This is a genomic window from Geomonas oryzisoli (assembly GCF_018986915.1).
In the GTDB taxonomy this organism is placed as follows: Bacteria; Desulfobacterota; Desulfuromonadia; order Geobacterales; family Geobacteraceae; genus Geomonas; species Geomonas oryzisoli.
On sequence record NZ_CP076723.1, the window covers coordinates 3,485,001 to 3,509,986 of the forward strand.

Sequence of the window (24,986 nt, forward strand, 5' to 3'; positions counted from 1 at the left end):
TTTGGCGGCGTCAACGGGTTTGTTGTTTGTTTTTGTTAACAGTGACCGAAGGTGCAGCAAACGCTGAAGGTTTGGCTTTTGAGTGGACACGGTGGACCCAATGGACAAGGTGGACAAAAGTGGACCGGGCAAGAGAGATAAAGAAAAAGGGCGATGCTTGCGCATCGCCCTTCTGGTTTTTACAAGTGCCGCTGAGTTAGGCTTGGGCGGCGTTGAGCGCTTGCTCTATGTCGGCGATGATGTCCTTCACGTCTTCTATGCCAACAGACAACCTGATGAAGTCAGGGCTGACACCGGTCTCCAATTGCTCTGCCGCACTCAACTGCTGGTGGGTAGTGGACGCCGGATGAATAACGAGACTCTTGGCGTCACCGATGTTGGCCAGGTGCGATAACAGCTTCACGCTGTCGATGAACTTTTTGCCGGCCTCGAGTCCCCCCTTGATACCGAAACCGATGATGGCTCCGGCACCGTTAAGATACTTCTTGGCGTTGCCGTGATCCTTGTGGCTCGGCAGACCCGGGTAGTTCACCCAGGTTACCAGCGGGTTCTGCTCCAACCACTCCGCAACCTTCTGCGCATTCTCGACGTGACGCTGCATCCTGACATGCAGGGTCTCAATGCCCTGCAGGATCTGGAACGCGTTGAACGGCGAGATGCAGGCGCCCATGTCGCGCAACAACTCCACCCTCATCTTGATGATGTAGGAAATGTTGCCCAGAGCATCCCAGAACTTGAGGCCATGGTAGGACGGATCGGGCTCGGTGAACTCCGGGAACTTGCCGTTGTTCCACGGGAAGGTACCGCCGTCGACCACGCATCCACCGATACTGGTGCCATGCCCGCCGAGGAACTTGGTCAGAGAGTACACGACTATGTCGGCACCGTGCTTGAGCGGCTGGAACACGAACGGTGTGGCCGCGGTGTTGTCCACGATGTACGGGATGCCTGCATCATGCGCGACCTTGGCAATCGCCTCGAAGTCATCAACATTGTTCTTGGGATTGCCGATGGCCTCGCTATATACCAGGCGGGTGTTCTCGTCAATGGCTTTGCGGATATTCTCCGGGTCAGAGGAATCGACGAACTTCACGGTAATGCCAAGCTTCGGCAGGGTGTAGTGGAACAGGTTGTAGGTACCGCCGTACAGATAGCTCGTGGAGATGATGTTCTGGCCGGCACTGGCGATATTGAGAACCGCATAGGTCGTGGCAGCCTGCCCGGAAGCGACGGCAAGGGCGGCGACACCACCGTCCAACTCGGCCACCCTCTTCTCGAGCACGTCTGTGGTGGGGTTCATCAAGCGGGTGTAGATGTTGCCGAACTCCTTCAGGCCAAAGAGATTGGCTGCATGTTCCGAACTTTTGAAGACATAGGACGAGGTCTGATAGATAGGGACGGCACGGGACAGAGTGGTGGGATCTACAGTCTGGCCGGCATGAAGTGCAAGGGTGTCAAATCCAAACGATTTTTCTGACATAGTTCTCTCCCGTCCTTTTTCCGAAGCTTTTTTATAAAGAATACACGATGTATCCTCTATACAAAAACCGTAGCCAACGTGTCAACAAATTTGCCATTAAAAACTCTACCGATTTAGTCCGGCAGCCTTCCGTAAAGTTCGGTTGCCCGCGCGAGTTTTGCGGCCAGCCTTCCAGAGAAAGCATCCGGAGGGCAGCGCCAACTCCAGTTGCCTCCCGCGACGCCCGGCACGTTCATCCTGCCACTACTGGGCAGCTCCAGAAGATCCTGCATCGGGATGATGGCATAATCCGCCACCGAGGCGAGCGCACATTTAACCATCTGCCACACGATGTCGTTGCCGTCCCGGTCGAAGTAGGCCAGCACGTTCTTCTGCTCTTTCGCCTTCAGCGAACTGAACCAACCGACGGTTGTGTCGTTGTCGTGAGTCCCCGTATAGACTACGCACGACCTGACGTGGTTGTGCGGCAGGTACGGGTTGTCCGGTCCTGAACCGAAGGCGAACTGGAGAATCTTCATGCCCGGGAATTTGAACTGATCCCTCAGCGCTTCCACCTCAGGCGTTATGATTCCCAGGTCCTCGGCGATGATCGGCAGGTTCCCCAAGGCGTTACGCAGGGCGTGGAAGAGCGCCTCACCCGGTCCCTTGACCCAGCGACCGTTGATGGCCGTCTTCTCCCACATCGGCACCTCCCAAAAGGCCTCGAATCCTCGGAAGTGGTCGATACGAACCATATCGTAGAGGGAGAGATCGTTGCGCAGCCGGGCAATCCACCAGCCGTACCCTTCCTGGGCCATCTTGTCCCAGTTGTAAAGCGGATTGCCCCACAACTGTCCCGTCTTGCTGAAGTAGTCCGGAGGAACGCCGGCAACGACGATGGGGACGCCCTTCTCGTCCAAGTGGAACAGATGCGGGTTTGCCCAGACGTCGGCGGAATCGTAGGCGACGAAAATAGGCAGGTCCCCCACGATGGAAATGCCAAGTACGTTGGCGTAGGTTTTCAGTTGCTTCCACTGGCGGGAGAATTGCCACTGCATGTACTTCTGCTCGCCAATCGCCGTCCCCAGCTTTTCGCTCCAGGAGGAGAGAGCCTCCGGCTCCCGGTTCGCCAGGGCATCCGGCCACTCCTTCCAACTGACCTCCTTGAACTGTTCCTTGAGCGCCATGAAAAGCGCGTAGTCGTGCAGCCAAAAGGTGGTGTCGCAGAAATGCCAGAACTCCTCCTTGCGCTTTTGCGGCGATTCCATGAAGAAGCGGGCGGCGGCTTCCTTCAGCCTGGCCATCTTATAGATCTCGGCGGCGCCGTAGTCGACACGTTCCGGCTCGAGCTCCGGCTTGGCCTCATCAGGCAGCAGGTCGCCCTCGTCCTGCAGCATCTCCAGGTTGATCAACAACGGATTGCCGGCAAAAGCCGAGTAACAGGAGTATGGCGAATTGCCGTAGGCTGTCGGGCCAAGGGGAAGGATCTGCCACAGGGACTGTCCTGACTTGTGCAGAAAATCTACGAATCTCTTTGCTTCTTCACCGAAGGAACCGATCCCTCCCGGGCCAGGCAAAGAGGTAGGATGCAACAGTATCCCACTCTTTCTCTTTCTCAGCATGTAGACCTCGATAACATAGAAATGGACGACAATAAGGTGGGGCCGAAAATGAGCAGACATCACTATGACATAAAACAGTTGTAATGCAATAACGCAAAGCCTTTACGCCCCGGGCCGCAGATGGTATAGTGCGCTCCATGGAAACCATAAAGACTGCATCTTTCGAATCTCTGATCGAGCTCGCGGTACCTGATGAAGATGGGTACATTTTCACCCTGGATGGTGAGACTTTCCGTATCAAGGACACGCTTGAAATAACGGGGATCGCCAGCAGGAAAGGGTACATTATCATCTACTAGCCACGATGGACTTGTGTCGGACGTTTGTGACGGTCTGGCTGGTCTGACCTGGAGGACTTCTCTGAACGGTCGGCTTTTCCGGCTCTCAGACGGTGACCCGGCGGAGCCGTTTTTGTGGATGACTCACGCGGCGGCCAGGATCTCGTCCACGCGCACGCCATCCAGGGTTTCCTCCTCGAGCAGGGCTACCGCTAGCGCGTCCAGTTTGCTGCGGTTGCCACTGACCAACTCCATCGCCTTCCCCTCCGCAGAACGAATCAGTGTGGCTATCTCCTGATCTATCAGCCACGCCATCTCTTCCGAGAAGGTCTTTTCCTCAGCAAGCTTCATCCCCAAAAACGGGTGTTCCTCTCCGCGCGGAAAGGTCATGGGGCCTATCTTCTCGCTCATCCCCCATTGGCAGACCATCTTCTCGGCCAACTCCGTCACATGCTTCAGATCGCTCTGCGCGCCTGAAGAAACGTCGTTGAAAATGACCCTCTCTGCAACCCGCCCCCCCAAGGCAACGCAGAGGCGATTGACCAGGTAGGCACGCGGATAATGGTAGCGGTCGTCCTCGGGCAACTGCTGGGTCACGCCCAAGGCACGCCCCCTGGGGAGGATGGTCACCTTGTGCACCGGGTCGGTGCTGGGCAGCAGTCGCGCCACCAGCGCGTGGCCGGCCTCGTGATATGCGGTGATCCGCTTCTCCTCGTCCGAGATCACCATGTGCCGCTCCCCCCCCATGAGGATCTTGTCCTTCGCCCGTTCCAGTTCCTCCAGCCCTACGACAACCTTGTTGTCGCGAGCTGCCAGAATGGCACCCTCGTTGACCAGCCCTTCCAGGTCGGCCCCGGTCATCCCGGGGGTCCCTTTGGCGATGACGGCGAGATCAACTTCCGGTGCAAGGGGAATCCTCCTGGTGTGCACCTTGAGGATCTTCTCGCGATCGCGCCAGTCGGGGCGCTCGATGACGACGTTGCGATCAAAGCGGCCGGGGCGTAGCAGGGCCGGGTCGAGCACGTCGGGGCGGTTGGTCGCCGCGATGACTACCACTTCGGTATGCGGATCGAAGCCGTCCATTTCGGAAAGCAGCTGGTTAAGGGTCTGCTCCCGCTCGTCATGGCCGCCGCCGAAACCGGCACCGCGGCTGCGCCCGACGGCATCCAACTCGTCGATGAAGATGATGCTGGGGAGCACCTTGCGGGCACTGGCGAACAGGTCGCGCACCCGGCTGGCGCCGACGCCGACGAACATCTCGATGAAGGCCGAGGCGGAAATGGAGAAAAAGGGAACGCCGGACTCGCCGGCCACCGCCCTTGCCAGCAGTGTCTTGCCGGTTCCCGGAGGACCGACCAGAAGCACCCCCTTCGGCACCTTCCCCCCGATCTGCTGGAACTTCCTCGGCTCCTTCAGGTATTCCACCACCTCGCGCAGTTCCTGTTTGGCCTCTTCCATCCCGGCCACGTCCGCGAAGGTGACGTCTATCCGTTCCGAGGTGTAGGCCTTGGCCCCGGAGCGTGCGAAGCCTCCCATCATGCCGCTTGGTCCCTGCTTGCGCATCCCTCTCATCACGAAAAACCAGACACCGATGATGATAAGCCACGGCAGCAGGTACAAAAAGATGGAACCCATCGGGGAACCTTCGGTGGAAACGACGTTGACGTCGACACGCCGGGCGGTCAACTCCGGCAACAGGCTAGGATCTTCCAGCGCGGGGAGGGTGGTGCTGAAGTTGGTGACGTCGATGTTCTGCCCTTTTTGTTTGACGGTCGCCGCCGGCACCTTGATGGCATTCCGGAACTGCCCTTTGACGCTTTTTCCCCTGAGGGTGACTTTGGTGATGTTATCAGCGGCAAGTTCGGCGCGGAAACGGCTGTAGGTTATTTCAGCCCCACGCTCCGCCGTCTGCTTCACCATCGTCCCGTAGAAGAGGTCGAGCAGCAAAACGAACAAGGCGGTGATCAGCAACGGCCTCCAAAAGGTGTGCGCCATGACCCTGCTCCTTCAACTCGGGCTGAAAAAGACACTTCGGTATTCTAACCAAGTTGAAAGGTATTACAAGATTCTAATTATTTTGAAAAAGAGGGGACGCTTATCCTTCTACCCGGTAGGAACCGAAGCCGAACGAAGCGCTTTTGCCGAGATGGGTCGCTTGCCCCAACTGCAGCAACAGGTGGAACGGCTCCAGGTCACCGGCAAAACGTGCAACACCGAGGATACCGGCCGGGCGACCGTTCCAGGAAACGAAGCGACAGTCCGACTCCGCAGTACGCACCGACTCGCTGTGCTGGGACAGCCAGCGGTAATCCAGGGCGGGTTCGGCGCCTTCATAATGGTAGGCAAGCGAGGATACCCTGCGCATCAGGGTGCGGGCGAAGTTGGCAAAGGTGAAGGTCTTGAGCAGGCGGCCGTCTTGCACCAGCTTCAGGGGGGTAAACAGACGGATCGCCACGTTCCCCGTCGGCAGCGGTCCCGTGTGCGCCGGATCCAGGGATCCCAGCAGCGGCAGGGGATGCGAGCCGTCGCCGGCGTACGCGGTACGCGCTCCCCCGGGGGATTCGGCTGCCACGCCGACAACGGCACCCCCCTTGCTCTCAATGAGGATTCCGACTGCGGCGAGGTACGCCGGGAGGAGCTGAACGGCGCTGCCAACGATGGTAAGGGCGAGCTCGCAGAGCAAGCCGCGGTTGGGGGACGAAGGGAGCACCGGGAAATCGAAGATGAAAGGAAGCGGTGGCTTCTGGTGGCGTCGGACGGCTTCCGGGTCCCCCGCTATCTGCTGGCCGAAGGTTGCCGGAAAAGCGCATGCCGCATTACGGCAGCCGGCGCAGTCGCCCCTTTTACAGGAGAGGGCCGCGCGGAATGCCGATTCGAATTCCGCACGGGTGGCATAGAAGGCATAGGGGTCGCTGAGTTCCTGCTTGAGGGTGAAGCTGAACCACAGCCTCGCGTAATGCAGTTCCACGGGTATTTCCTTTTGCTGCGGGGATCAGTGTGCCGACTGTTCGAGCCTGCCATCGAGGTACCTGCCCACCTGCGCGAGGACGTCCGGGACCTCGCCATCCCGGGGAAGCATGGCCTGGAAGCGCTCCAGCACCGACCGTTCCCGGATCAAGCGCAGGGTGGCGGCGTAGTTGATGTCGTAGATCCAGGAAACCTGCAGCAGCTTGAAATCGTTGAGGCTCTTCAGGGTGGAGAGTTGAACCATCTTCCCGGCGGTCACTGCGGCGAGGGGTCCTGCGGAGCACCCGGGGAGATCGGGGAAACCAAGCCCCGCACCGGAGGCGCGCTGCTCTTCCGGCGTGTTGAAATACTCGATGAAGACACGCCAGATGTCGAGCTTGTCGGCATCGCGCAGCAGTCGGAGCAAATCGGTGGTAACCGTGGCAAGTCCTTCTGGCACCTGGAAGGCGTTATGCATCCGCACCGCGATTTCGATGCAGGCGCGCTCATCCTCGGGCAGAAAATCGAGCAGGTGGTGCTGTTTCATGACGTGCGCGGAGAGGTGGGCGTGGTTCAGCGAATCGCTGTCCTTGAAGGTGTGGTAGTCCCTGAATTGCGGAAAGCGGCCGAGGTCGTGGCACAGCGCGGCGATCTCGGCCAGCATCTCGAAGCGCGCCCCCATCCCCTGTGCTATGAGCAGGGCGTCGCGGCAGACGTTGCGGGTATGTTCTTCCTTCAGGTCGAAGTTGCGTTGCACGTCCCGATCCGAAGTGCGGAAGGAACTGCAGTAGGAGGTGAACCAGTCACGCAGCGGCGCCAGGTCCGGCAGAGATGCCGCATCACTCATCGTGCATCTTCTTGACCACGTACTCCGAAAACTCCGCCATCACCTTGGACTCGTCGCCCCCCTGGTAGGAGATGATGCTGCGCAGGTGAGCGAAGGACTCGACGTCCATCTTGTCGAAGGCGCAGCCGAGGCCGCCCTCGACCAGACGCGCCACCGTCCCCTTCACGTTGATGACGATCGGATCGGGAGCCGCGGAGAGGTAGATGGTCACTTCGACCGGGGTTCCGACCGGAATCTGCTCGGCAGTTTCCATGTAGAGGCCGTGCAGGCTGACGTCCGTCACCTCTCCCTTGATGGCCACGCCCTCCGCCTGCAACAGCGCGGAGACCCTGAAATCGACGCGTGAAAAGTTACGTCTTTCTGTCGTCATCGTGTTCCCCCTTCAAAAAGCCAGCTACAAAAGGGGGCACGGGGCCCCCTCTTGATGTTTCTCAGCTTGATGGTGATGCTAGTCCTCGAAGTTGCCTTCGGGCCCCTTGTCACGGGAAAGTCCCTGGGCCTGCTTGGGGAGCTGCTCCTTGGTCCACTCCGCCGGGTTCTCGATCCGCTTACCTTTGGGGCCGAGGTCGTAGGAACCGGCCTTGAGGATGGCCTCAATGGCAAGCGGCGCGGTGTCGGCGGCGTTGAAGACGTTGGCGATGAGGTTGTAGGCAAATTCCTCGACCCTCTTGCTCATGCGCTCGCGCACTTCCTTGGTCTGTGCCAGCAGCTTGTTCTCGAACGGGAGATTGAGGTTCTTGTAGTCCCCCTTCTTCCACCCCTTGGAGTCGGCGAAGGCCACCATCTCGGCCCAGAGCTCCTCGCTCATCCCCTCGCCCTTCACCTTGATGAAGTTGCCATTCTCGTCGAGCTTGGCGTTGCCGTAGTCGTTGACCTCGAGCCCCCAGGAGACGAACTGCAGCGCGGTCGCTACGTTGGCCTTGGTGGTACGGGTGTTCTGGGCGATCTGGCGCAGCCTGTCGTAGCTGTTGCCGGAAGTGCCGTGCTGTGCGCCGTTGACGCCGTATTGCTTGATCGCCTCGTGAATCTCGGCGGTCAGCTCTACCTGGATGCCGGCGTCGGAAGCCTCGATGCCGTGGGTGGTGCCGTTGTTCAGGGCGATCCAGTCCGGGAAGATGTCGTGGGCGTTGAGGCCGCGGATCAGGAAGAGCGCCTCGGGAACGGTGGAAAGCCCCTCCTTCCCTTTGATCTCGCCCACCTCGGTCTCGAGACCGGCCCAGGCCGGGATGATGCTGTTGAGCTCGATATTGGCGAGGAGGTTTTCCTCGTCGGGAAGGTGGGAGGCGTCGATGGCGATGGAGGTGATACCGGCATCGAACATGCTCGGGATCTCGATCTTGGCCGACTTGACGTCCGCGTCACCCTTGATGCCGTAGTGGTCGGCGTGGATGGCAACCGGTATGGTGATGCCGAGCTCGTTGGCGACGGCGTCCACCTGGCGGGCCATGTTCCAGTAGTTGACCGGGCAGTACGCCTTCTGCCCCCCCTCGCTCTTGGCGATCTCGATGATGACGGCGGCGTTGGCCCTCTGGGCAGCGGCGAGCACCCCGCGGATGACGAAGTGGTTGCGGCCGTTGGCGGCCAGGGCCAGTGCATGTCCCTTGGCGTTCATGGCGCGGTCGATGACCTTGCCGCTGACCAGCAGTGCTTTGGAATTGGGGAAGAGTTTCGCTACGTTGGGGGGACGCCCTACTTCAAGCGCTTTGACGAAATCTGAAGATGTTGCTGTCATATCTCCTCCTTTGGGTGGGAATATCAAATCACATGGGAAAAGCCGCTTCCTTATAACATCTTAATCATACAAAGGCAAGGGCCTTCGCTACTGTCCCAGGGTGAACCCGGTGCTGCCTCCCCCGGAGAACGGGGCGCTGCCGAGGTATTCTCCCTTCCAGTAGAGCGCGGCGTCCCCGGGGGGAAGACCGGCCTCTACCGGGGCGAATGCGAATCGTTCGGGAGGATCGGCGCCGGCGGCCCGGGTGGCGGTGAGCGGATAACGGGCGAGTACGGGAAAATCGTCCCGCACCGGCTCGGCCGTTGCCTGCTTTGCCGTCGTCCCCCGCGCCACCTGGTACTGCACACCCTTCTCGCGCTGCGGCAGCTTCGCGTGCAGCAGCAATTCGGCGCCCCCCTCCCCCGAGAACCTCAGGTCGTAACTGGGGATCCAGCGCGCGTTCCCTACCAGGTAGGAGACGCGGGCCTTCGCGCCGCTAATCCAGATGCGCGCCGACGCGACCCCCTTGGCGGCCGCCGTCAGCTCCCGCTCCACGCTGTCGAGGGCGAGCCGGCACTTGCGCTTGCTGCGATAAACCGCCTCCATCTGGTTCAGCGCGAATTCGGTCCCCTGCTGCAACGTGACCACCGGGTCAGGATTGGCCTTGGTCTTTCTGGGGGCCTTGCCGCTTTGCGACCTGGCGGCGGCGGAGAAGATCTCCTCGCGCCGGGCCAGTGCATCCATGCGGTCCTGCAATTCGCCGCGACGTTCCCTGAGTCGGGCGATCTCCCCCGCCCGGCGCCGGTCCTGTTCAGCCGGGACCAGCTCTACCCGCAGCACGGTCCCCCCCGGTGCCTTCACCCGGAGCGAGCCGGGTGCGAAGCCGTCCGGCAAGGGGAGCTCGAGGTAGCCGCCGGAGACGGAGAGTTCCTGCTCCACCCGCGCCCCGTCCAGGTACAAGGTGACGCTTTTTTGCCCGGCGACGGCCTGCTGACAGACCAGGACCGGAAACAGAAACAAGGCCAGCGGCAACAGGCGCATGGGGCACCTCGCAACAGAAAGCCTGGGGATGAAAAGCGCAAAGGGAAACTCTACAGCACCCAGGGACCATTGCAAGCAGCCGGTATGATTACTTCTCTACGTCGAGAAGCTCCACTTCAAAGATCAGGGTAGCGTTCGGGGGGATCACCCCGCCGGCGCCGTTGGCCCCATAGCCCAACTGCGGCGGGACCACCAGCTTACGCTTGCCCCCCACCTTCATGGACATGACGCCCTCGTCCCAACCCGGGATCACCTCGCCGGCACCGATCCTGAAGATGAAAGGCTGGCCGCGATCGAGCGAGCTGTCGAACTTGGTGCCGTTTTCCAGGGTGCCGGTGTAGTGCACCTTGACCCCTTTGCCCGAGGTCGGGGAGGGGCCGGTCCCGACCACGAGGTCGGTATAGGAAAGGCCGGACGGGGTGGTCACCGCCCCTGCTGCGGCCTTGGCTGCGGTTTTCTCGGTCGCCGGCTGCTTGGTGGCATCCTTCTGGGAGCAGGCGGGTATGGCTACCGCCGCCATGAGCAGCAGCAGCACGAGGAACTTCTCTACGTTACGCATCAATTTTCCTCCGTCAGGTTTTGGTATGCGGTTAATCCAGCAAATGGATGAAAAGGCCACTTCTGAGCTTGGGCTCGAACCAGGTCGACTTGGGCGGCATGATCTTGTCCTCGTCGGCCAGCGACATCAACTCCTCGATCGAGGTCGGGAACAGCGAGAAAGCGACCATGTACTCGCCCGAGTTGACCACCCGCTCCAGTTCCTCGACACCGCGGATGCCGCCGACGAAGTGGATGCGCTGGTCGGTGCGCGGGTTGCGCACACCGAGGACCGGGCTGAGCAGGTTATCCTGCAGGATGGAGACGTCCATGGAGGCGACCGGGTCGTTCTCGGGGAAGGAATCCTCGCGCGGAGTCAGCTCGTACCACTTGCCACCCAGGTACATGCCGAACTGGTGGCGCTCCCCCGGGTTGACCGCACCGGCGACCGGGGTCACCTCGAACCGCTCGCCGACGCGCGCCATGAACTCGGCGACGCCGCGGCCGTTAAGGTCCTTGACCACCCTGTTGTAGGGCATGATGGTCATCTCGTTGTCCGGGAAGATCACCGTCAGGAAGTAGTTGTACTCCTCGCTGCCGGTGTGCTTGGGGTTGGCGTCTTTTCTCAGATCGCGCACCCGGCTCGCGGCGGCGCTGCGGTGATGCCCGTCGGCGACATAGAGGGTCGGGATGGCGGCGAAGCTCTTGGTGAGGGAGTCGATCAGCTTGGCATCGGCGATATCCCACAGCGCGTGGGAAACGCCGTCGTCGGTGGTGAAGTCGTACAGGGGCGCGCCCTGGGTCACCTGGTCGATGGTCGCCGTGATCGCGGCGTCGTGGCGGTAGGTGTAGAAAACCGGCTCGTCGTTGGCGTTGAGCGCATCGATGTGCTTGACGCGGTCCTCCTCCTTGTCCGCCCTGGTCAGCTCATGCTTCTTGATGGTGCCGGTCTGGTAGTCGTCCACGCCGGCGCAGACCACGAGGCCGGTCTGGGTGATGCTACCCATCTTCTGACGGTACACGTAGTAGCGCTCGGTCTCGTCCTGCAGCAGCACGCCCTCCGCCAGGAATTTTTCCAGGTTGTCGCGCCCCTTGACGTACACCGGATTGGAGTGCACATCGACGTCCCTGGGGAGATCGATCTCAGGACGGGAGATGTGCAGGAAACTCACCGCGTTGCCGGAAGCCATCTCGATGGCCTCATCCGTGTTCATCACGTCATAGGGAAGAGCTGCGACCTTTTCGGCCAGCTCCTTTTTGGGGCGTACCGCCTTGAACGGCTTGATAAATGCCATAACTGCTCCTGTCTCATTTTTCGTTCAACGTTCAACGTTCAAGGTTCAACGTCTATAACTCAAGTTCTACGTTCTATGTTCTACGTTCTACGTTTAAGACATAGGCCCGAGGGGACTGGCTCCGGAGGTGCCTGTCCCCCTTCACTCCGGAGATGCCTGTCCCCCTTTTGCTCTGTCACCCAGGTTCGGTACCTTTACGCCACCTTCTGCCTGGCCTGCACCTTATCGGCGCTTCGGGGACAGGTATTAAAAATAGCGCTTGGCGCCGACAAACCTCTTCTGGAAATAGGACTCGTCCATCGAGCTCACCTTGATGTCGTCACCGCGGCGCGGCGCATGGACGAAGCGACCGTTGCCGACGAAGATGCCGACGTGGTTGATCTCGTCGGAGGAGGCACCGAAGAAAACCAGATCGCCGTCTTTCAACTCTTCACGCCCAACCGCATCCCCGACCCGGTACTGCTCACGCGAGGTGCGCGGGATGTTGATGCCGCACAGGTTGTAGACCGCGCGCACGAAACCGCTGCAGTCCATGCCGTCGACCACGGTGTCCCCGCCCCAACGGTACGGGATGCCCACGAAGCGCTCGGCGGTACGGGCGGCGATGTTGCCCATGTCGCCGCGGTCACGCTTGACCGGCTCCTCTTTCTTCTTGCCCGGAACCGAGGGCTTGGTCGGCTTGGTGATCGACGGTGCCGGCGCCTTCTCGATCACGGTCTCCCGCACCAGCACGGTGCGGTCGGGCTGGGGCGGCGCGATGAAGTAGGAGCCGATGGTCTTCTCCTTCACCAGCTTCTGGGCCACCTTGCGCGCCTCTTCCCGCTTGGGGAAGTCCCCGAAACGGACGGCGTAGATGCCGTTTTCCCGTTTGAAGTAGAACGCTTCGATCCCCTGCTCCTGCAACTTCCTGGTAAGCCGCTCGGCGTTTTTCACGTCCGAGAAGGCGCCCACCTGGATGGCGAAGCCGACGCTGGAAAGCCCGGCCCGCTGCGCCGCGCATCCGGTGGCGGCAGGCGCGAGGAGGAGAAGATATATGATCAACAGTCTTACCGTTTTAAGCATCGTTGTTCCTTGTGTTGCTCCCGCCCCCGGAGGGGGAGGGCTGGGGAGGGGGAAGAGAGACCGTCCCCTCCCCGCCTAAATGTCCTTGGTCTCCCGACGCACTCCCATCAGGTACGGAACCACGAAATCATCGAGGGCGCCGTCCAGGACGTTGTCCGGATTGCCGCTTTCCACGCCGGTGCGCAGGTCCTTGACCATCTTGTAGGGATGCAGCACGTAGGAGCGGATCTGGCTACCCCAGCCGATCTCCTTCTTCTCACCGGCGATGTCGGCCGCCTTCGCCTCGCGCTCGCGAAGCTCCATCTCGTAGAGCTTGGAGCGGAGCACCTTCATGGCGGTAGCCTTGTTCATGTGCTGGCTGCGCTCGCTCTGGCAGGCGACCACGGTCCCGGTGGGGAGATGGGTGATCCTGATGGCCGAGTCGGTGGTGTTGACGTGCTGGCCGCCGGCACCGGAGGAACGGTAGGTGTCGATCCTCAGGTCGCTCTCCGGGATCTTGATCTCGATGTCGTCCTCCTCGATCACCGGGAAGATGAACACGGAGGCGAACGAGGTGTGGCGCCGCGCGCTGCTGTCGAAGGGGGAGATGCGCACCAGCCGGTGGATGCCCGCCTCGGCCTTCAGGTAGCCGTAGGCGAACTCGCCGGTGACCGCGAAGGTCACCCCCTTGATCCCGGCGCCGTCACCCTCCTGGTAGTCGGTGATATCGGTCTTCCACCCTTTCTTCTCGCAGTAGCGCAGGTACATGCGCAAAAGCATCTCGGCCCAGTCCTGGGACTCGGTGCCGCCGGCCCCGGAGTTGATGGAGACGAAGGCGCCGGAGGCGTCGTGGGGACCGGAGAGCATCCTGCGGAACTCCGCCTGGCTCACCCCGACCTCCAACTGCTCGTTCATGCCGTGAACCTCGGCGAGGGTCGCCTCGTCCTGCTCCTCGCTCCCCAGTTCGATCAGTTCCTGGATGTCGCGGGCCTGGCGCTCCAGGTTTTCCCAGGTGGTGACGTCCTTCTCCATCGCCATCCTGTCCTTGAGCACCTTCTGGGCCTTTTCGGCGTCGTTCCAGAAATCGGCGCGGGAGGTCAGCTCCTCGAGCTCCTGCATCCGCTCCTTTTTGTCATCTACGTCAAAGAGACCCCCGAAGTTTGTGGATTCGCTCGGCAAGGTCTTCGATTTTGGCAATTTCTTCTCTGAACATCTCAAAACTCCTTTATGGTCGCATCGCCTTTCCGGCGATCATCGTTTTGGTGAAAGCGTCAGTTGCGGCGCCCGCGATAGCAGGCGATCCCCATGCCGATGCTTCCGGAGAGACAAAGCAGGGCGAAGAGGTCGCCGAAACGGTTGTAGAAGGTCCGGTCCGTCCCCGGCCTCACTTCGCCGCTCAGGGTCGCCTCCTGGAACAGCGGGGTCATGCCCCGGATGTGTCCCTTGCTGTCGATCACCGAGGAGATCCCGGTGTTGGCGGCACGCACCAGGGGGACCCGGTTCTCCACGGCCCGGAACACGGTCATGGAGAGGTGCTGGTAAGGGGCGGAGGTGCGCCCGAACCAGGCGTCGTTGGTGATATTCACCAGCAACTGCGCCCCCCTTGCGACGTACGCGTTGGCCACCTCGGGGAAGATCCCTTCGAAGCAGACCAGGACGCCCAGTTTCCCGGTCGAGGCCGGCAGCACCACGGGCTCGTGGCCGGGGGAGAAGTCGCCGATCCCGGTAACCAGCTTGTTGACGAAGGGGAGCAGCGGGGCCAGCGGCACGTACTCGCCGAAGGGGACCAGGTGCAGCTTGTCGCTTCTCCCCACGATGGCGCCCTGCTCGGAGATGAGGAACGCGCTGTTCAGGTAGCGCACACGTCCCCCCTGCTGTTCGTAGGCAGGGCTTCCCACCACCAGCGGGCTCTTCAACTCCGCGGCCAGCGCCTGCACCCGCGCGGCATAGGCCGGCTCACGCTGCAGGAAAAACGGCAGGGCGCTCTCCGGCCAGACCACCAGGGTCCCCGGCTCCTTGCACGCCTCCCGGGTAAGCCGTTCGTAGGTCTTCAGCGTCGCATCCTGGTAGGCCGGGTCCCACTTCACATCCTGCGGGATGTTTCCCTGCACCAGGAGGACCTTCCGGGGGTCTCCCCTGTCGGCGCGGGTCAGCGCGGTGACGCCGTACACCATGGTGGCCGCCAGGAGCACCACCAGCAGCAACAGGGCGCGCACCGGGTAGGGCTTGCGGTAGCGCATGGAAACCCAGATCCGGTAGAAGACCACGTTCCCCATGGCGACCAGAAAACTGACGCCGTACACCCCGGTCAGGTCGCTGATCTGGATCAGCGGCAGGGTGCGGTACTGGGAATAGCCGAGGCTCGCCCAGGGGAACCCGGTCAAGAGATAGGAGCGAATCGCCTCACCCGAGACCCACAGCAGCGGAAAGGAGCAAAGCAGCGGGATCCGCCTTCCTTCGCAGCGCCGCACCAGCCAGAGCACCGCGCCGGGGTAAAGCGCCAGGTAGCCCACCAGGGTGAGGTAGAGCGTCACGCTCACCGTCCAGTGCAGCTTCCCGTAGTTCATCATCACCACGTTGAGCCAGTACAGGATCCCCGCATAGGCGACGCACCCGGCGGTGAAGCCGAGTCGGAAACCGAGTCTGGGCGAGACGCGGTCGGTCGCCAGAAAGAGCGGCACGAAAGCGCCCCAGGCCAGTGGGGATATGCCCGGCAGCGGGAAGGAGAGTGCCAGCAAAACGCCCGAGAACAGCGCCAGCAGGTAGCGTCCCGCGGTCGCCTCCCCGGCGATTGCGGTGCGCGCGGTCACGGCTCCTCAGACTCCCCGGCAGGCTCCTGTTTCTTCGCTATGTGCACCTTGGCGATGCGTCTCTCGTCCGCCTCCAGCACGGTGAGCACCAGCGAGTCGTTCTCGATGACGTCGCCCGCGGCGGGGATGCGCCCGGTCAGGTGGAAGAGAAGCCCCCCCACAGTCTCGAAGTTTTCCTTTTCGATCTCGACATCGAACTGCTCTTCCAGTTCCACGATGGGGAGCCTGCCGTCCGCGACGATGGAGCCGTCCGCCTGCACAGAGAGGCGCTCGGTCTCCAGGTCGTACTCGTCCTGGATGTCCCCGACGATCTCCTCCAGGAGATCCTCGATGGTCACCAGTCCCGCGGTGCCGCCATACTCGTCGATGACCACCGCCATGTGCACCCGGCGCTTCTTGAAGTCGTGCAGCAGCTCCTCGAGGTTCTTGGTCTCCGGGATGAAAAACGGGGGACGGATCAGCTTCCTGAGCTCGATGGCATCGTCCGGCTCGCCCCAGTAACGCAGCAGGTCCTTGGCGTAGAGGAGGCCGATGATGTTGTCGATGGTCCCCTCGTAAACCGGAAGGCGCGAGTGCCCCGAGGCGATGATGGACTTCAGCACCTCGCGCACCTCGAGCTCGATGGAAACGCACGCCATCTCCATGCGCGGCAGCATGATCTCGCGCACCATGGAGTCGCCCAGGGTCAGGATGGAACGGATCATCGCGTTCTCCTCCTGGTTGATGACCCCTTCCTCCTCGCCGGCGTCCATGATCTCCTGGATCTCCGCCCCGGTGACCTTCTTTTTGCCGTACAAGAGCCGGGTCAGGGATTCGATGAGTCCCTGGCCCTTGCGTCCGTTACCCTCTTCCAAGGATGTTTCTCCTTAATAATGCCGCGTTGTCTTTCATAGCCAGCCGTGCCAGAAGGCGCGGAACAGCAGGTGCACCGCGAAGGTGATCCCTACTCCGACGACCGCGCCGACCACCACCTCGCGGGGACGGTGGATCCTCAGCAGCAGGCGCGAATGGCTCACCATCGCGGCCAGGATGAAGCAGAAAAGCGCGATGAGCGGGTCCTGGGTGTGCAGCGCCACGGAGGTCGCGATGGAGAAGGCGACCGCCGAGTGGCCGCTGACGCCTCCCCCTTCGAGCGGTTTCCCGGTTCCACCGCGTGCCTTGAGAATCACCACGACGATCAGCACCAGTACCGCGGAGACCACCATGCCCAGTTCCGACTCGCTCCCCATCATCTCGAGGCCGAGCCTCTGCCAGGGGAGCACGTACTTCGAGAGCACCAGGTACCCCATGATGGCGGTGCCGAAGGCGGCCACCAGCACGGCGCCCGCCGCCACGTCCTTGGCGAGCTTGGCCATGGGGTGGTATTCCGGCGAGATCATGTCCACCACCACCTCGATGGCGGTGTTGAGCAGCTCGGCGAAGAGGACGAAGCTGATGGCCAGGGCCAGCAGCATGAACTCGACCGAGGAAACCCGCAGCAGCAGCGCGATGAACAGCACGGCGAGCGCGGCCAGGAAGTGGTAGCGCATGTGCTTCTGCGTGCGCGTGGTGTGGAGGATCCCCTCGATGGCGCAGTTCACGGAGTCGATGAAGCGGGTCGGCTTCATAACGACCCTCCGGCCTTCGCCAAGGCTTCGGCCGGCAAGCCCCTGCCCCGGCTAGACAAGCCCTTCCTCGACCAGCAGGGAGAAGATCTCCCGCTCTTTGGCCTCCATGCGGGCGGCTGCGGCCTCGCCGCTTCTTTCATGGTCGTAGCCGGTGATGTGCAGGATGCCGTGCAGAAGCAGGAAGTTGAAGCGCTCCAGGAAGGTCTGTCCGGACTCCTCGGCCTCGCGCGCCGCGGTGTCGACGGAGATGACCACGTCGCCCAGGACCTCCGGGTTGATGGCGCCGAACTCCCCTTCCTGCATGGCGAACGAGATCACGTTGGTGGCCTTGTCCCGTCCCAGATACTCCCGGTTGAGGACCCGGATGGCCCGGTCCCCGACGATGCTGACGGAAAGCTCCGCCTCAGGACATCCCAAGGCGTCTAAGATCCTCTGCGCCACCTTTCGCAGCTGCGTCTTCGCGACCGGTATCCGCCTTTGGCGGTTCGCTATCGATATCCTCTGGCTTCTTGGCAATCGTCTTCTCCTTGTAGGCAGGCTCGGGGTAATCGATACGCTGGTGATAGATCCCCGCCAGTATCTGGTTGAAGCTCTTGGCTATCTCGTGCAGGTTCTTGAGGGTCAGCTCGCACTCGTCCAGCTGGCCGTCGATGAAGATGTTGTTGATGATCTTCTGTACCAGCCCCTGGATCCTGGCCGGCGTCGGGTCGGTGAGGGTGCGCGAGGCGGCCTCGACGCAGTCGGCCAGGAGCACGAGCCCCGCCTCCCTGGTCTGCGGCTTGGGGCCCGGGTAGCGGAAGTCCCGCTCCTCGACCGGGGGAGAGCCCGGCGTCTCCAGCCCCTTCGCCTTCAGGTAGAAGTAGTTGATCAGCGAGGTGCCGTGGGATTGCCGGATGATCTCGATGATCGGCTGCCCGATGCGATGCTCCTTGGCGAGCTCGACCCCGTCCTTCATGTGCGAGATGAGGATGAGGGCGCTCATGCTGGGGGAGAGCTTGTCGTGGCGGTTCTCGCCGTCGCGGATGTTCTCGATGAAGTACTGCGGCTTCTTGAGCTTGCCGACGTCGTGGTAGTAGGCGGCGACGCGGGCCAGAAGCGGGTTGGCGTTGATCGCCTCGGCGCCCGCCTCGACCATGTTACCCACCAGCACGCTGTGGTGGTAGGTGCCGGGAGCCCGGATCATCAGCTCGCGCAAAAGGGGCGAGTTGAGGTTGGCCAACTCCAGGAGCTTGACGTCGGTGGTGTACTGGAACAGCGCCTCGATGAGCGGGATGGTGCCGGAGACGTACACCGCGTTGATCAGGCCGCCCAGGAAGGCGAAGATGATGCAGTACAGCGGCTGCAGCGAAAGCGGGCTGTCGTTGTAGACGTGGAAGCAGACGGCGAGGGCCATGTTCACCGCGCTCACCTTGAAGCCGGCGCTGTAGATGGTCCCCCGCTCCTTGCACTGACGCACGCCGTGGGCGCCCACGATGCCTCCCAGGAGAGCGTAGACCACCACCTGGAGCGAGTTGTTCAGCATGATCCCGGTCAGGGGCGCCGTGATGGCGCAGTAGACCAGGGCCACCTCGGAGTTCAGGATGATCCGCACGATGATGGCGGAGGCCGCGAACGGGAAGAGGTAGAAGTAGCTCGCCGTGTCGATGGAGGGGAAGAGCCCTCCCAGGGCGGTGGAAACCGCCGACACCAGCTTGAGGACCGCGAAGTTCGCGACCGTCAAAAGTGACAGGAGCAGGATGTCCTTGTTGGTCGGGTTGAACTTCCTGATGTTCTTGCGCCCGAAGCGGAACGGGGCATAGCACAGCACCAGGATCAGGCCGAAGATCCCCAGGCCGGTGAGGACGGGGGTGCTGTTCTTGGTCTTGAAGATCTTCTCCAGCTTCATCGCCTGCTCGGAGGTGACCCGCTCCCCGACCCGGACGATCATCTCGCCACGCTTCATCTTGAAGAGCACCGGGCGCACCGCGGCGCGCGCCTCGCTCTTCTTCTGGTCGGTCCCGTTGCGGTCGAAGGAGAGATTGGGGGCGATCATGCGCAGCGCCACCCCTTTCAGGATCTCGAGGTCGTGGGGCGCCGCACCCTGGGTCAGGGTGGCCTGCGAGAAGATGCGGCGGGCGGCGGGGAGGTCGATGCTCGAGCTGTAGTCGCCTCCGGCGACGTCTTGCCTGGTAGCGTCGTCCACCACCACGATGCCGTGGCGCAGGTCCGCCGCGAAGTGACCGCGGTCGGCGACGATGCGCTGCCGGTACAGGGGGGCCAACTGCCGGGCCAGGTCGGAGAGGAAGGCCCTCTGCTGCTTCACGCGGGAGAGAGCGGCGAGTTCCTGGCCCGAGACGTCGACACCGAGCACGGCGACCGCCGCCTTGCGCCTGGCCTCCCCGTGCAGGGTCGGATCGTCCACGACGTCCATCGCGTCGTCAAAACGGCGCACAAGTTCGATGTTACCGTTGGCGGCGAGAGTGTAGACGTATGGGGCGGCACCCTCAGCCTCCGCCCTTTTCTTCTCGGTCAGCAGCAGGTCCTCGATGAGGTAGTCCTGGGTGGCGCGGATGTCGGAGGTGGCGATATCGCCTTCGCGATACTGCACCGACAGGAACTGCGGACTCGGAATGATGAGCAGAGTGAGGAATAAGGCGGTGAGGAACAGCATGATAAAGCGGCTGCGCTTCTCATTCCTGTCACAGGTGAGACCCTGGGCAACCGCTTCCATCCAGCTGTCGCAGAGCCGGATCAGCGAACTCTTCTGAATTGTCTGTTTGTCGCCGCTTTCGGTGGGCATTATCTTCAATGGTTCCCGTGTCGTAAGGACAGAGACTGCAAGAATAGCAGCAAGGGGACAATATATCCCGTTTGTTTGAGTACTGTCAATCTAAACCAAATGCCTTGGGAACCGCTGTCGCTTCGCCATGTTAGCAAAAATTTACAAAACCTGCTTCCCTTTGGGGGCAGATATGTTATATAACGGAGGCTCCATTAGAACGGGCGCCGCTGCCCGTTCACAATTAAAATTTCAATCCAGGGGGGTAGAGATGAGCCAGATAACCGACGTTTACGCCAGGGAAATACTTGATTCCAGGGGAAATCCGACACTTGAGGTCGAGGTGTTCCTGGATTCCGGTGCTATGGGCAGAGCCGCGGTTCCCTCCGGGGCCTCCACCGGCGAGCGCGAAGCGCTGGAACTGCGTGACGGCGACAAAGGGCGCTACCTCGGCAAAGGCGTTGAGAAAGCCGTTGCCAACGTCAACGACATCATCGCGGACGAGATCACCGGCATGGACGCCACCGACCAGGTGGGGATCGACAAGAAGATGCTGGAGCTCGACGGCACCGAGTTCAAGAGCCGCCTGGGCGCCAACGCCATCCTCGGCGTCTCCCTCGCCGTGGCCAAGGCCGCGGCCGACGAAGTAGGCCTGCCGCTGTACCAGTACATCGGCGGCTCCAACGCCAAAGAACTGCCGTTGCCCATGATGAACATCATCAACGGCGGCGCCCACGCCGACAACAACGTCGACATCCAGGAATTCATGATCATGCCGGCCGGCGCCAAGACCTTCAAGGAAGCCCTCAGGATGGGCGCCGAGATCTTCCACGCGCTGAAATCCGTGCTCAAGGCCAAGGGTTACAACACCGCTGTCGGCGACGAGGGCGGCTTCGCACCGAACCTCAAGTCCAACGAGGAGGCCCTCGAGGTGATCATGGAGGCCATCGTCAAGGCGGGCTACAAGCCGGGCGAGGAAGTGCTCCTGGCGCTCGACGTCGCCTCTTCCGAGCTGTTCGAGAACGGGGTCTACACCCTGGAGAACGAGGCGGAGCCCAAGAAGACCGCGGACCAGATGGTCGACTTCTACGAGAACCTGGTCAACAAGTACCCGATCATCTCCATCGAGGACGGCATGGCCGAGAACGATTGGGACGGCTGGAAGAAGCTCACCGACCGCCTGGGCAAGCGCATCCAGATCGTGGGTGACGACCTGTTCGTGACCAACCCCTCCATCCTCAAGGAAGGGATCAAGAAAGGGATCGCCAACTCCATCCTGATCAAGCTGAACCAGATCGGCACCCTGACCGAGACCCTCGACGCCATCGAGATGGCCAAGCGCGCCGGTTACACCTGTGTCATCTCGCACCGTTCCGGCGAGACCGAGGACGTGACCCTGGCCGACCTGGCCGTGGCCGTCAACGCGGGCCAGATCAAGACCGGTTCGCTGTGCCGTACCGACCGCGTCGCCAAGTACAACCAGCTCCTGAGGATCGAGGACGAGCTGGACGAAGTGGCCCTGTTCAGGGGCGCCGACGTCTTCTACAACGTAAAAAGGTAGGGGCGAATAATCATTCGCCCGCCTTTGGCAGCATTAAAGGGCGCACCCTCACCGGGTGCGCCCTTTTTCTTTGCTTCCTCCTCAAGAAAACGGCCTCGCACCTCCCCCTCCCTTGACGGGAGGGGGCCGGGGGGTGGGTGACGCCGCAAGATCCGGAAGTGATGGCACCTCCCCCCCTCCCCCGCAAGGGTGGGAGCACAATGGCGCTGCTTGAAACCGGAAGCCCCCATGTCGACCTCGCCGCGGGCGGCCGGATTCCCTTGCGCCTTCCTCCTCATGAAGGTATACTCCGACCCATGTTAACCTACGAAATATCGGCCCAAGACCACCTGCGGCGCGTGGACAGTTTCATGCGCAACCTCCTTCCCAGCGCGCAGTTTTCCTACATCAAAAAGCTGATCAACTCGGGACACCTCAAGGTGAACGGCGCTCCCGCCGAACCCGGCGACCTGCTGCACTACGCCGACCAGGTGACGCTCAAGGAAAGCTCCAAGACCGCGGCCTTCCTGGCCCGGCTCACACCGGAGCTCGACATCCTGTTCGAGGACAGCTGGATCATCTGCTTCAACAAGCCGGCGGGACTCGCCGTACACCGCACCGAGGATCCGGAAGAAATCACCCTGGTCGACCTGGCCGAGACGCTTTTGAAAAAACGCGACGGCGTCGGCCGCCTGCGCCCGGTGAACCGGCTGGACAAGGGAACCTCCGGGGCCATCATCCTGGCCAAAAGTTCGGTCGCCGCCGGGATGTTCGGCAAGATGGTGCAGGAGGAAGGGCTGGGCAAGCTGTACCTCGCCATGGTGGAGGGGAAGCTGCAGAAGCAGGGAACCATCGATGCGGCGCTGGACGGAAAGGAGTCGCAGACCAGTTACGTGAGGCTGTTCCAGGGAGGGGGCGTGTCGCTTTTGGCGGTGTATCCGCTCACCGGGCGCATGCACCAGATCAGGCAGCACTTCAGGATGATCGGGCACCCGATCCTGGGGGACAAGCGCTACGGCGGCAGAAAGCTTTCCGGCTTCACCGGCCACGCCCTGCACTCCTTCCGGACCACGCTGATTCACCCCGCCACCGGTGAAGAGATCGATATCCCGGCACCGTTACCGGAGTCACTACTGCGGCTCGCCACCCGTTGCGGCGCGGTGAGCGACGAGTCCTTCCTCAAGACCCTGAACGACGTACCCGCTGCCGAGACGCTGGCGCTCTCCTAGTCCTCCCACCCCTGCGCCCCGATCAGCGGCACGAAGCGGACCCCGCAGAGGGTTTCGTGGTGCAGGTCCCCGTTTTGCTCGCGCCGCACCCGCACCAGGTCCTGCAGGTGCGGCGTCGGCCCGACGGGAATCACCAGCCGCCCTCCCGGTGCCAGTTGCAACTCGAGCTCCTCGGGGACCCCGGGCGCTCCGGCGGTCACCACGATGGCATCGTAGGGGGCATGTTCCTGCCAGCCAAGGGTGCCGTCTCCCACGTGCACCGTAACGTTGCCGTAGCCGAGCTCGCGCAGACGCTCCGCGGCCGGATGCGCCAGGGACGGGAGCCGTTCCACGGTGAAGACCTCCGCCGCGCACAGGCTCAGGACGGCTGCCGCGTAGCCGGAACCGGTCCCGATCTCCAGGACCTTCTCCGTCCCCTGCAGTTCCAACGCCTCGATCATGTACGCGACGATGTAGGGCTGGGAGATGGTCTGCCCGTTCTGGATCGGCAGCGGCCCGTCCTCGTAGGCGAAAAGCTCCAGCCCGGGGGGAAGAAACGCCTCCCTGGGCACCTCGCGCATCGCCCTCAAAACCGCCGCGTCCCGGATGCCGCGCCCCACGAGGTGCAGGCTCAGCATCCGCTCCTTCCTCGCTTCGACTTCCCTTTTCGCATCGCTGGTCATGGCTCCTCCAGAAAGCTCAATGGTAGCACAGGGGTTCGCGCTCACAAGGACTGGCGGGCCGCCGTATGCCCCTTTCACCCTATCCCATCCCGCCCGGCACAGTAACAGCGGCGAACGAAGCAGCATTAGACCGAACCAACATAAGCATAAAACGCCGCCCATCCAAGCTGTTGACTCTTATGTACCGTGGGCGTACACTAAAATCGTAGCAAAGAGATGTTCTTTGAAAACAGCTCTGGGGTACAGGTAAAGGTGGCGTGAGGTACCCTGATTATTCCACACTAAAAATTTCCCAGGTTTCAGACGTGGTGTGCAATCCCGATGCTTCTAAAGGAATTGCCTGAAGCGTTTCCCGGGGAGATGCTTTACAAAAGAGCGTGGTCTCACATAAACCTTTACGGCACTTTGGAGCTAGTAGCTGGCGCTTAAGGAGATCAAGCCGATTGGCCTATAATAATCTCATCCGTCATGCGCGTAACAACCGCTTCAAAAAGGGGAAGAAACCGCGAGATACGGGTGACATGGTCCCGCCGGAGCATGTCTCTACGCCCGTTGGGAAAAACTTCCACCGGCGGATAGGGGTAAAGGATCTCAAGATTTAAGCGCCAGTTACATTTTCAAGAAAAGGCCCACTGCATCAGCAGCGGGCCTTTTCATATTTCTATCCGTCCGCACTTACACCCGCCTCCTCCCCCATCCCCCTTTCAGGCCAACTCGTGAAGGTCACCCTGTAGCCTCCCCTTACCGGAGTGCTATACTTAGCCGGTGCTAATCCTGACAATTCAAACAACGGAGGTAGCCATGCCACGCGGAGCCAGAATAACCATGGAAGAGAAGGGGCAGATGGCGGCCCGAAGCCTTGAGCCTTACCTGCCCAAGAAAGGACTCTCGGAAGGAACCGTCTGCAAGGGGTGCGGTATCGTCTACCGCAACAAGCGCTGGCAGATTGAAAGCGGTGCGTCCGCCTCGCCCAGCGGCGATGTCCTCTGCCCGGCCTGCCAACGCATCGTAGGCCAAGACCCGGCCGGTGTCGTGACTCTGTCGGGGCCGTACCTCTCCCAACACCGGGAGGAGATCCTGAACACGGTGAGGCAGCAGGAGACCAGGCACAGGGAAAAGAATCCGCTGGGACGCATCATGGAGATCAAGGAGGAGGATGGCGGCATCGTCGTTACCACGACGGAGGACAAGCTGGCCCAGAAGATCGGACGCGAGCTTTACAAGTCGCAGCGCGGCGAGTTGCACTACAAGTGGAGCCACGACCAGCGCATGGTTCGCGTGGAGTGGAGTCGCTGACTCCGTCGCGGCGCCAATGAAAAAGCCCCCCTTGCCTTGCGGCAAGAGGGGCTTTTTTCGTTTTGAACAGGTTGCCGATCAGCGGTGCAGCAGCGGATCGAACAGGTACTCCAGGCCGTTGGCCTTCACCTCGTACATGCATTCGAGCATGGCCCCCAGTTCCCCTTCGGGGAACCCCTTCTGTCGCATCCAGACCAGGTAAGGCTCCGGGAGGTCCACCAGCAGCGAGCCGGCGTACTTGCCGTAAGGCATCCGGGTGCGGGCCAGCTTCAGCAGTTGGGCAGGGTCGGGGAAAAGATCCTCCAAC

The 24,986-nt window shown here is 61.8% G+C and carries 22 protein-coding genes; 3 read left to right on the forward strand and 19 right to left on the reverse strand.

All coding sequences use genetic code 11. From position 1 onward, the window contains the following. Nucleotides 1-196 precede the first annotated feature (196 nt). The 17 genes from KP004_RS15170 to KP004_RS15250 all read right to left on the reverse strand — a co-directional run bounded on the left by KP004_RS15170 (nt 197) and on the right by KP004_RS15250 (nt 19,973). A complete protein-coding gene (locus KP004_RS15170; protein WP_216799326.1) occupies nt 197-1,480 on the reverse strand; it encodes a homocysteine synthase in 1,284 nt (427 codons plus the stop codon). A 113-nt stretch (nt 1,481-1,593) separates the two neighbouring features. Continuing rightward, on the reverse strand, nt 1,594-3,081 hold the full coding sequence (gene malQ, locus KP004_RS15175) for a 4-alpha-glucanotransferase (RefSeq protein WP_239026830.1): 1,488 nt from the start codon (nt 3,079-3,081) through the stop codon (nt 1,594-1,596). 422 nt (nt 3,082-3,503) lie between these two features. Continuing rightward, nucleotides 3,504-5,354 carry an ATP-dependent zinc metalloprotease FtsH gene (ftsH, locus tag KP004_RS15180; protein WP_216799328.1) on the reverse strand — a complete coding sequence of 617 codons (1,851 nt, stop codon included), beginning with the start codon at nt 5,352-5,354 and terminating at the stop codon, nt 3,504-3,506. 100 nt (nt 5,355-5,454) lie between these two features. Beyond that, complete coding sequence (cas6, locus tag KP004_RS15185) at nt 5,455-6,327, reverse strand: CRISPR system precrRNA processing endoribonuclease RAMP protein Cas6 (RefSeq protein ID WP_216799329.1); 873 nt, start codon at nt 6,325-6,327, stop codon at nt 5,455-5,457. Between the two features lie 24 nt (nt 6,328-6,351). Beyond that, nucleotides 6,352-7,152 carry an HD domain-containing protein gene (locus tag KP004_RS15190; RefSeq protein ID WP_216799330.1) on the reverse strand — a complete coding sequence of 267 codons (801 nt, stop codon included), beginning with the start codon at nt 7,150-7,152 and terminating at the stop codon, nt 6,352-6,354. After that, on the reverse strand, nt 7,145-7,522 hold the full coding sequence (locus KP004_RS15195; RefSeq protein ID WP_216799331.1) for a PilZ domain-containing protein: 378 nt from the start codon (nt 7,520-7,522) through the stop codon (nt 7,145-7,147). The genes KP004_RS15190 and KP004_RS15195 overlap by 8 nt, the downstream gene beginning before the upstream one ends. A gap of 78 nt (nt 7,523-7,600) precedes the next feature. Further along, nucleotides 7,601-8,884 carry a class II fructose-bisphosphate aldolase gene (locus KP004_RS15200; RefSeq protein WP_216799332.1) on the reverse strand — a complete coding sequence of 428 codons (1,284 nt, stop codon included), beginning with the start codon at nt 8,882-8,884 and terminating at the stop codon, nt 7,601-7,603. A gap of 87 nt (nt 8,885-8,971) precedes the next feature. Further along, nucleotides 8,972-9,904 carry a DUF4140 domain-containing protein gene (locus tag KP004_RS15205; protein WP_216799333.1) on the reverse strand — a complete coding sequence of 311 codons (933 nt, stop codon included), beginning with the start codon at nt 9,902-9,904 and terminating at the stop codon, nt 8,972-8,974. Between the two features lie 88 nt (nt 9,905-9,992). Next, complete coding sequence (locus tag KP004_RS15210; RefSeq protein ID WP_216799334.1) at nt 9,993-10,463, reverse strand: FKBP-type peptidyl-prolyl cis-trans isomerase; 471 nt, start codon at nt 10,461-10,463, stop codon at nt 9,993-9,995. 31 nt (nt 10,464-10,494) lie between these two features. Next, entirely contained in the window at nt 10,495-11,736 is a 1,242-nt protein-coding gene (locus KP004_RS15215; protein WP_216799335.1) for a DUF1015 domain-containing protein, read from the reverse strand. Nucleotides 11,737-11,982: 246 nt separating this feature from the next. Next, nucleotides 11,983-12,798 carry a C40 family peptidase gene (locus tag KP004_RS15220; RefSeq protein ID WP_216799336.1) on the reverse strand — a complete coding sequence of 272 codons (816 nt, stop codon included), beginning with the start codon at nt 12,796-12,798 and terminating at the stop codon, nt 11,983-11,985. Nucleotides 12,799-12,873: 75 nt separating this feature from the next. After that, a protein-coding gene (prfB, locus tag KP004_RS15225; RefSeq protein ID WP_216799337.1) for a peptide chain release factor 2 occupies nt 12,874-13,990 on the reverse strand; the annotation gives its coding sequence in 2 pieces (ribosomal slippage) (nt 12,874-13,920 and nt 13,922-13,990; 1,116 coding nt in all). 58 nt (nt 13,991-14,048) lie between these two features. Further along, the gene (gene lnt / locus KP004_RS15230) at nt 14,049-15,587 is read right to left on the reverse strand and encodes an apolipoprotein N-acyltransferase (RefSeq protein ID WP_216799338.1); all 1,539 of its coding nucleotides are present in this window, start codon (nt 15,585-15,587) and stop codon (nt 14,049-14,051) included. Further along, entirely contained in the window at nt 15,584-16,441 is an 858-nt protein-coding gene (locus tag KP004_RS15235) for a hemolysin family protein (RefSeq protein WP_216799339.1), read from the reverse strand. The genes lnt and KP004_RS15235 overlap by 4 nt, the downstream gene beginning before the upstream one ends. A 33-nt stretch (nt 16,442-16,474) precedes the next feature. Then, nucleotides 16,475-17,194 carry a diacylglycerol kinase gene (locus tag KP004_RS15240; protein WP_216799340.1) on the reverse strand — a complete coding sequence of 240 codons (720 nt, stop codon included), beginning with the start codon at nt 17,192-17,194 and terminating at the stop codon, nt 16,475-16,477. 51 nt (nt 17,195-17,245) lie between these two features. Continuing rightward, nucleotides 17,246-17,644, reverse strand: coding sequence for an rRNA maturation RNase YbeY (gene ybeY / locus KP004_RS15245; RefSeq protein ID WP_496197168.1), 399 nt, complete (start codon nt 17,642-17,644; stop codon nt 17,246-17,248). Continuing rightward, nucleotides 17,598-19,973 carry an HD family phosphohydrolase gene (locus KP004_RS15250; protein ID WP_216802646.1) on the reverse strand — a complete coding sequence of 792 codons (2,376 nt, stop codon included), beginning with the start codon at nt 19,971-19,973 and terminating at the stop codon, nt 17,598-17,600. Before KP004_RS15250 ends, ybeY begins: the two co-directional genes overlap by 47 nt. Before the next feature lie 250 nt (nt 19,974-20,223). On the opposite strand from KP004_RS15250, the gene eno reads away from it, so the two are divergent. Then, entirely contained in the window at nt 20,224-21,513 is a 1,290-nt protein-coding gene (gene eno / locus KP004_RS15255) for a phosphopyruvate hydratase (protein WP_216799341.1), read from the forward strand. A gap of 296 nt (nt 21,514-21,809) precedes the next feature. Next, on the forward strand, nt 21,810-22,721 hold the full coding sequence (locus tag KP004_RS15260) for an RluA family pseudouridine synthase (protein WP_216799342.1): 912 nt from the start codon (nt 21,810-21,812) through the stop codon (nt 22,719-22,721). Here KP004_RS15260 and KP004_RS15265 read toward each other — a convergent pair. Then, nucleotides 22,718-23,383: a protein-L-isoaspartate(D-aspartate) O-methyltransferase gene (locus KP004_RS15265; RefSeq protein ID WP_216799343.1), complete on the reverse strand. Its 666-nt coding sequence runs from the start codon at nt 23,381-23,383 to the stop codon at nt 22,718-22,720. The two genes, KP004_RS15260 and KP004_RS15265, sit on opposite strands and share 4 nt — an antisense overlap. A gap of 801 nt (nt 23,384-24,184) precedes the next feature. On the opposite strand from KP004_RS15265, the gene KP004_RS15270 reads away from it, so the two are divergent. Next, nucleotides 24,185-24,679, forward strand: a complete 495-nt coding sequence (locus tag KP004_RS15270; RefSeq protein ID WP_216799344.1) for a BCAM0308 family protein — start codon at nt 24,185-24,187, stop codon at nt 24,677-24,679. Between the two features lie 78 nt (nt 24,680-24,757). Here the strand turns inward: KP004_RS15270 and KP004_RS15275 are convergent, their stop codons facing one another. Continuing rightward, a complete protein-coding gene (locus KP004_RS15275; RefSeq protein WP_216799345.1) occupies nt 24,758-24,985 on the reverse strand; it encodes a DUF3820 family protein in 228 nt (75 codons plus the stop codon). Between the last annotated feature and the right edge of the window lies 1 nt (nt 24,986).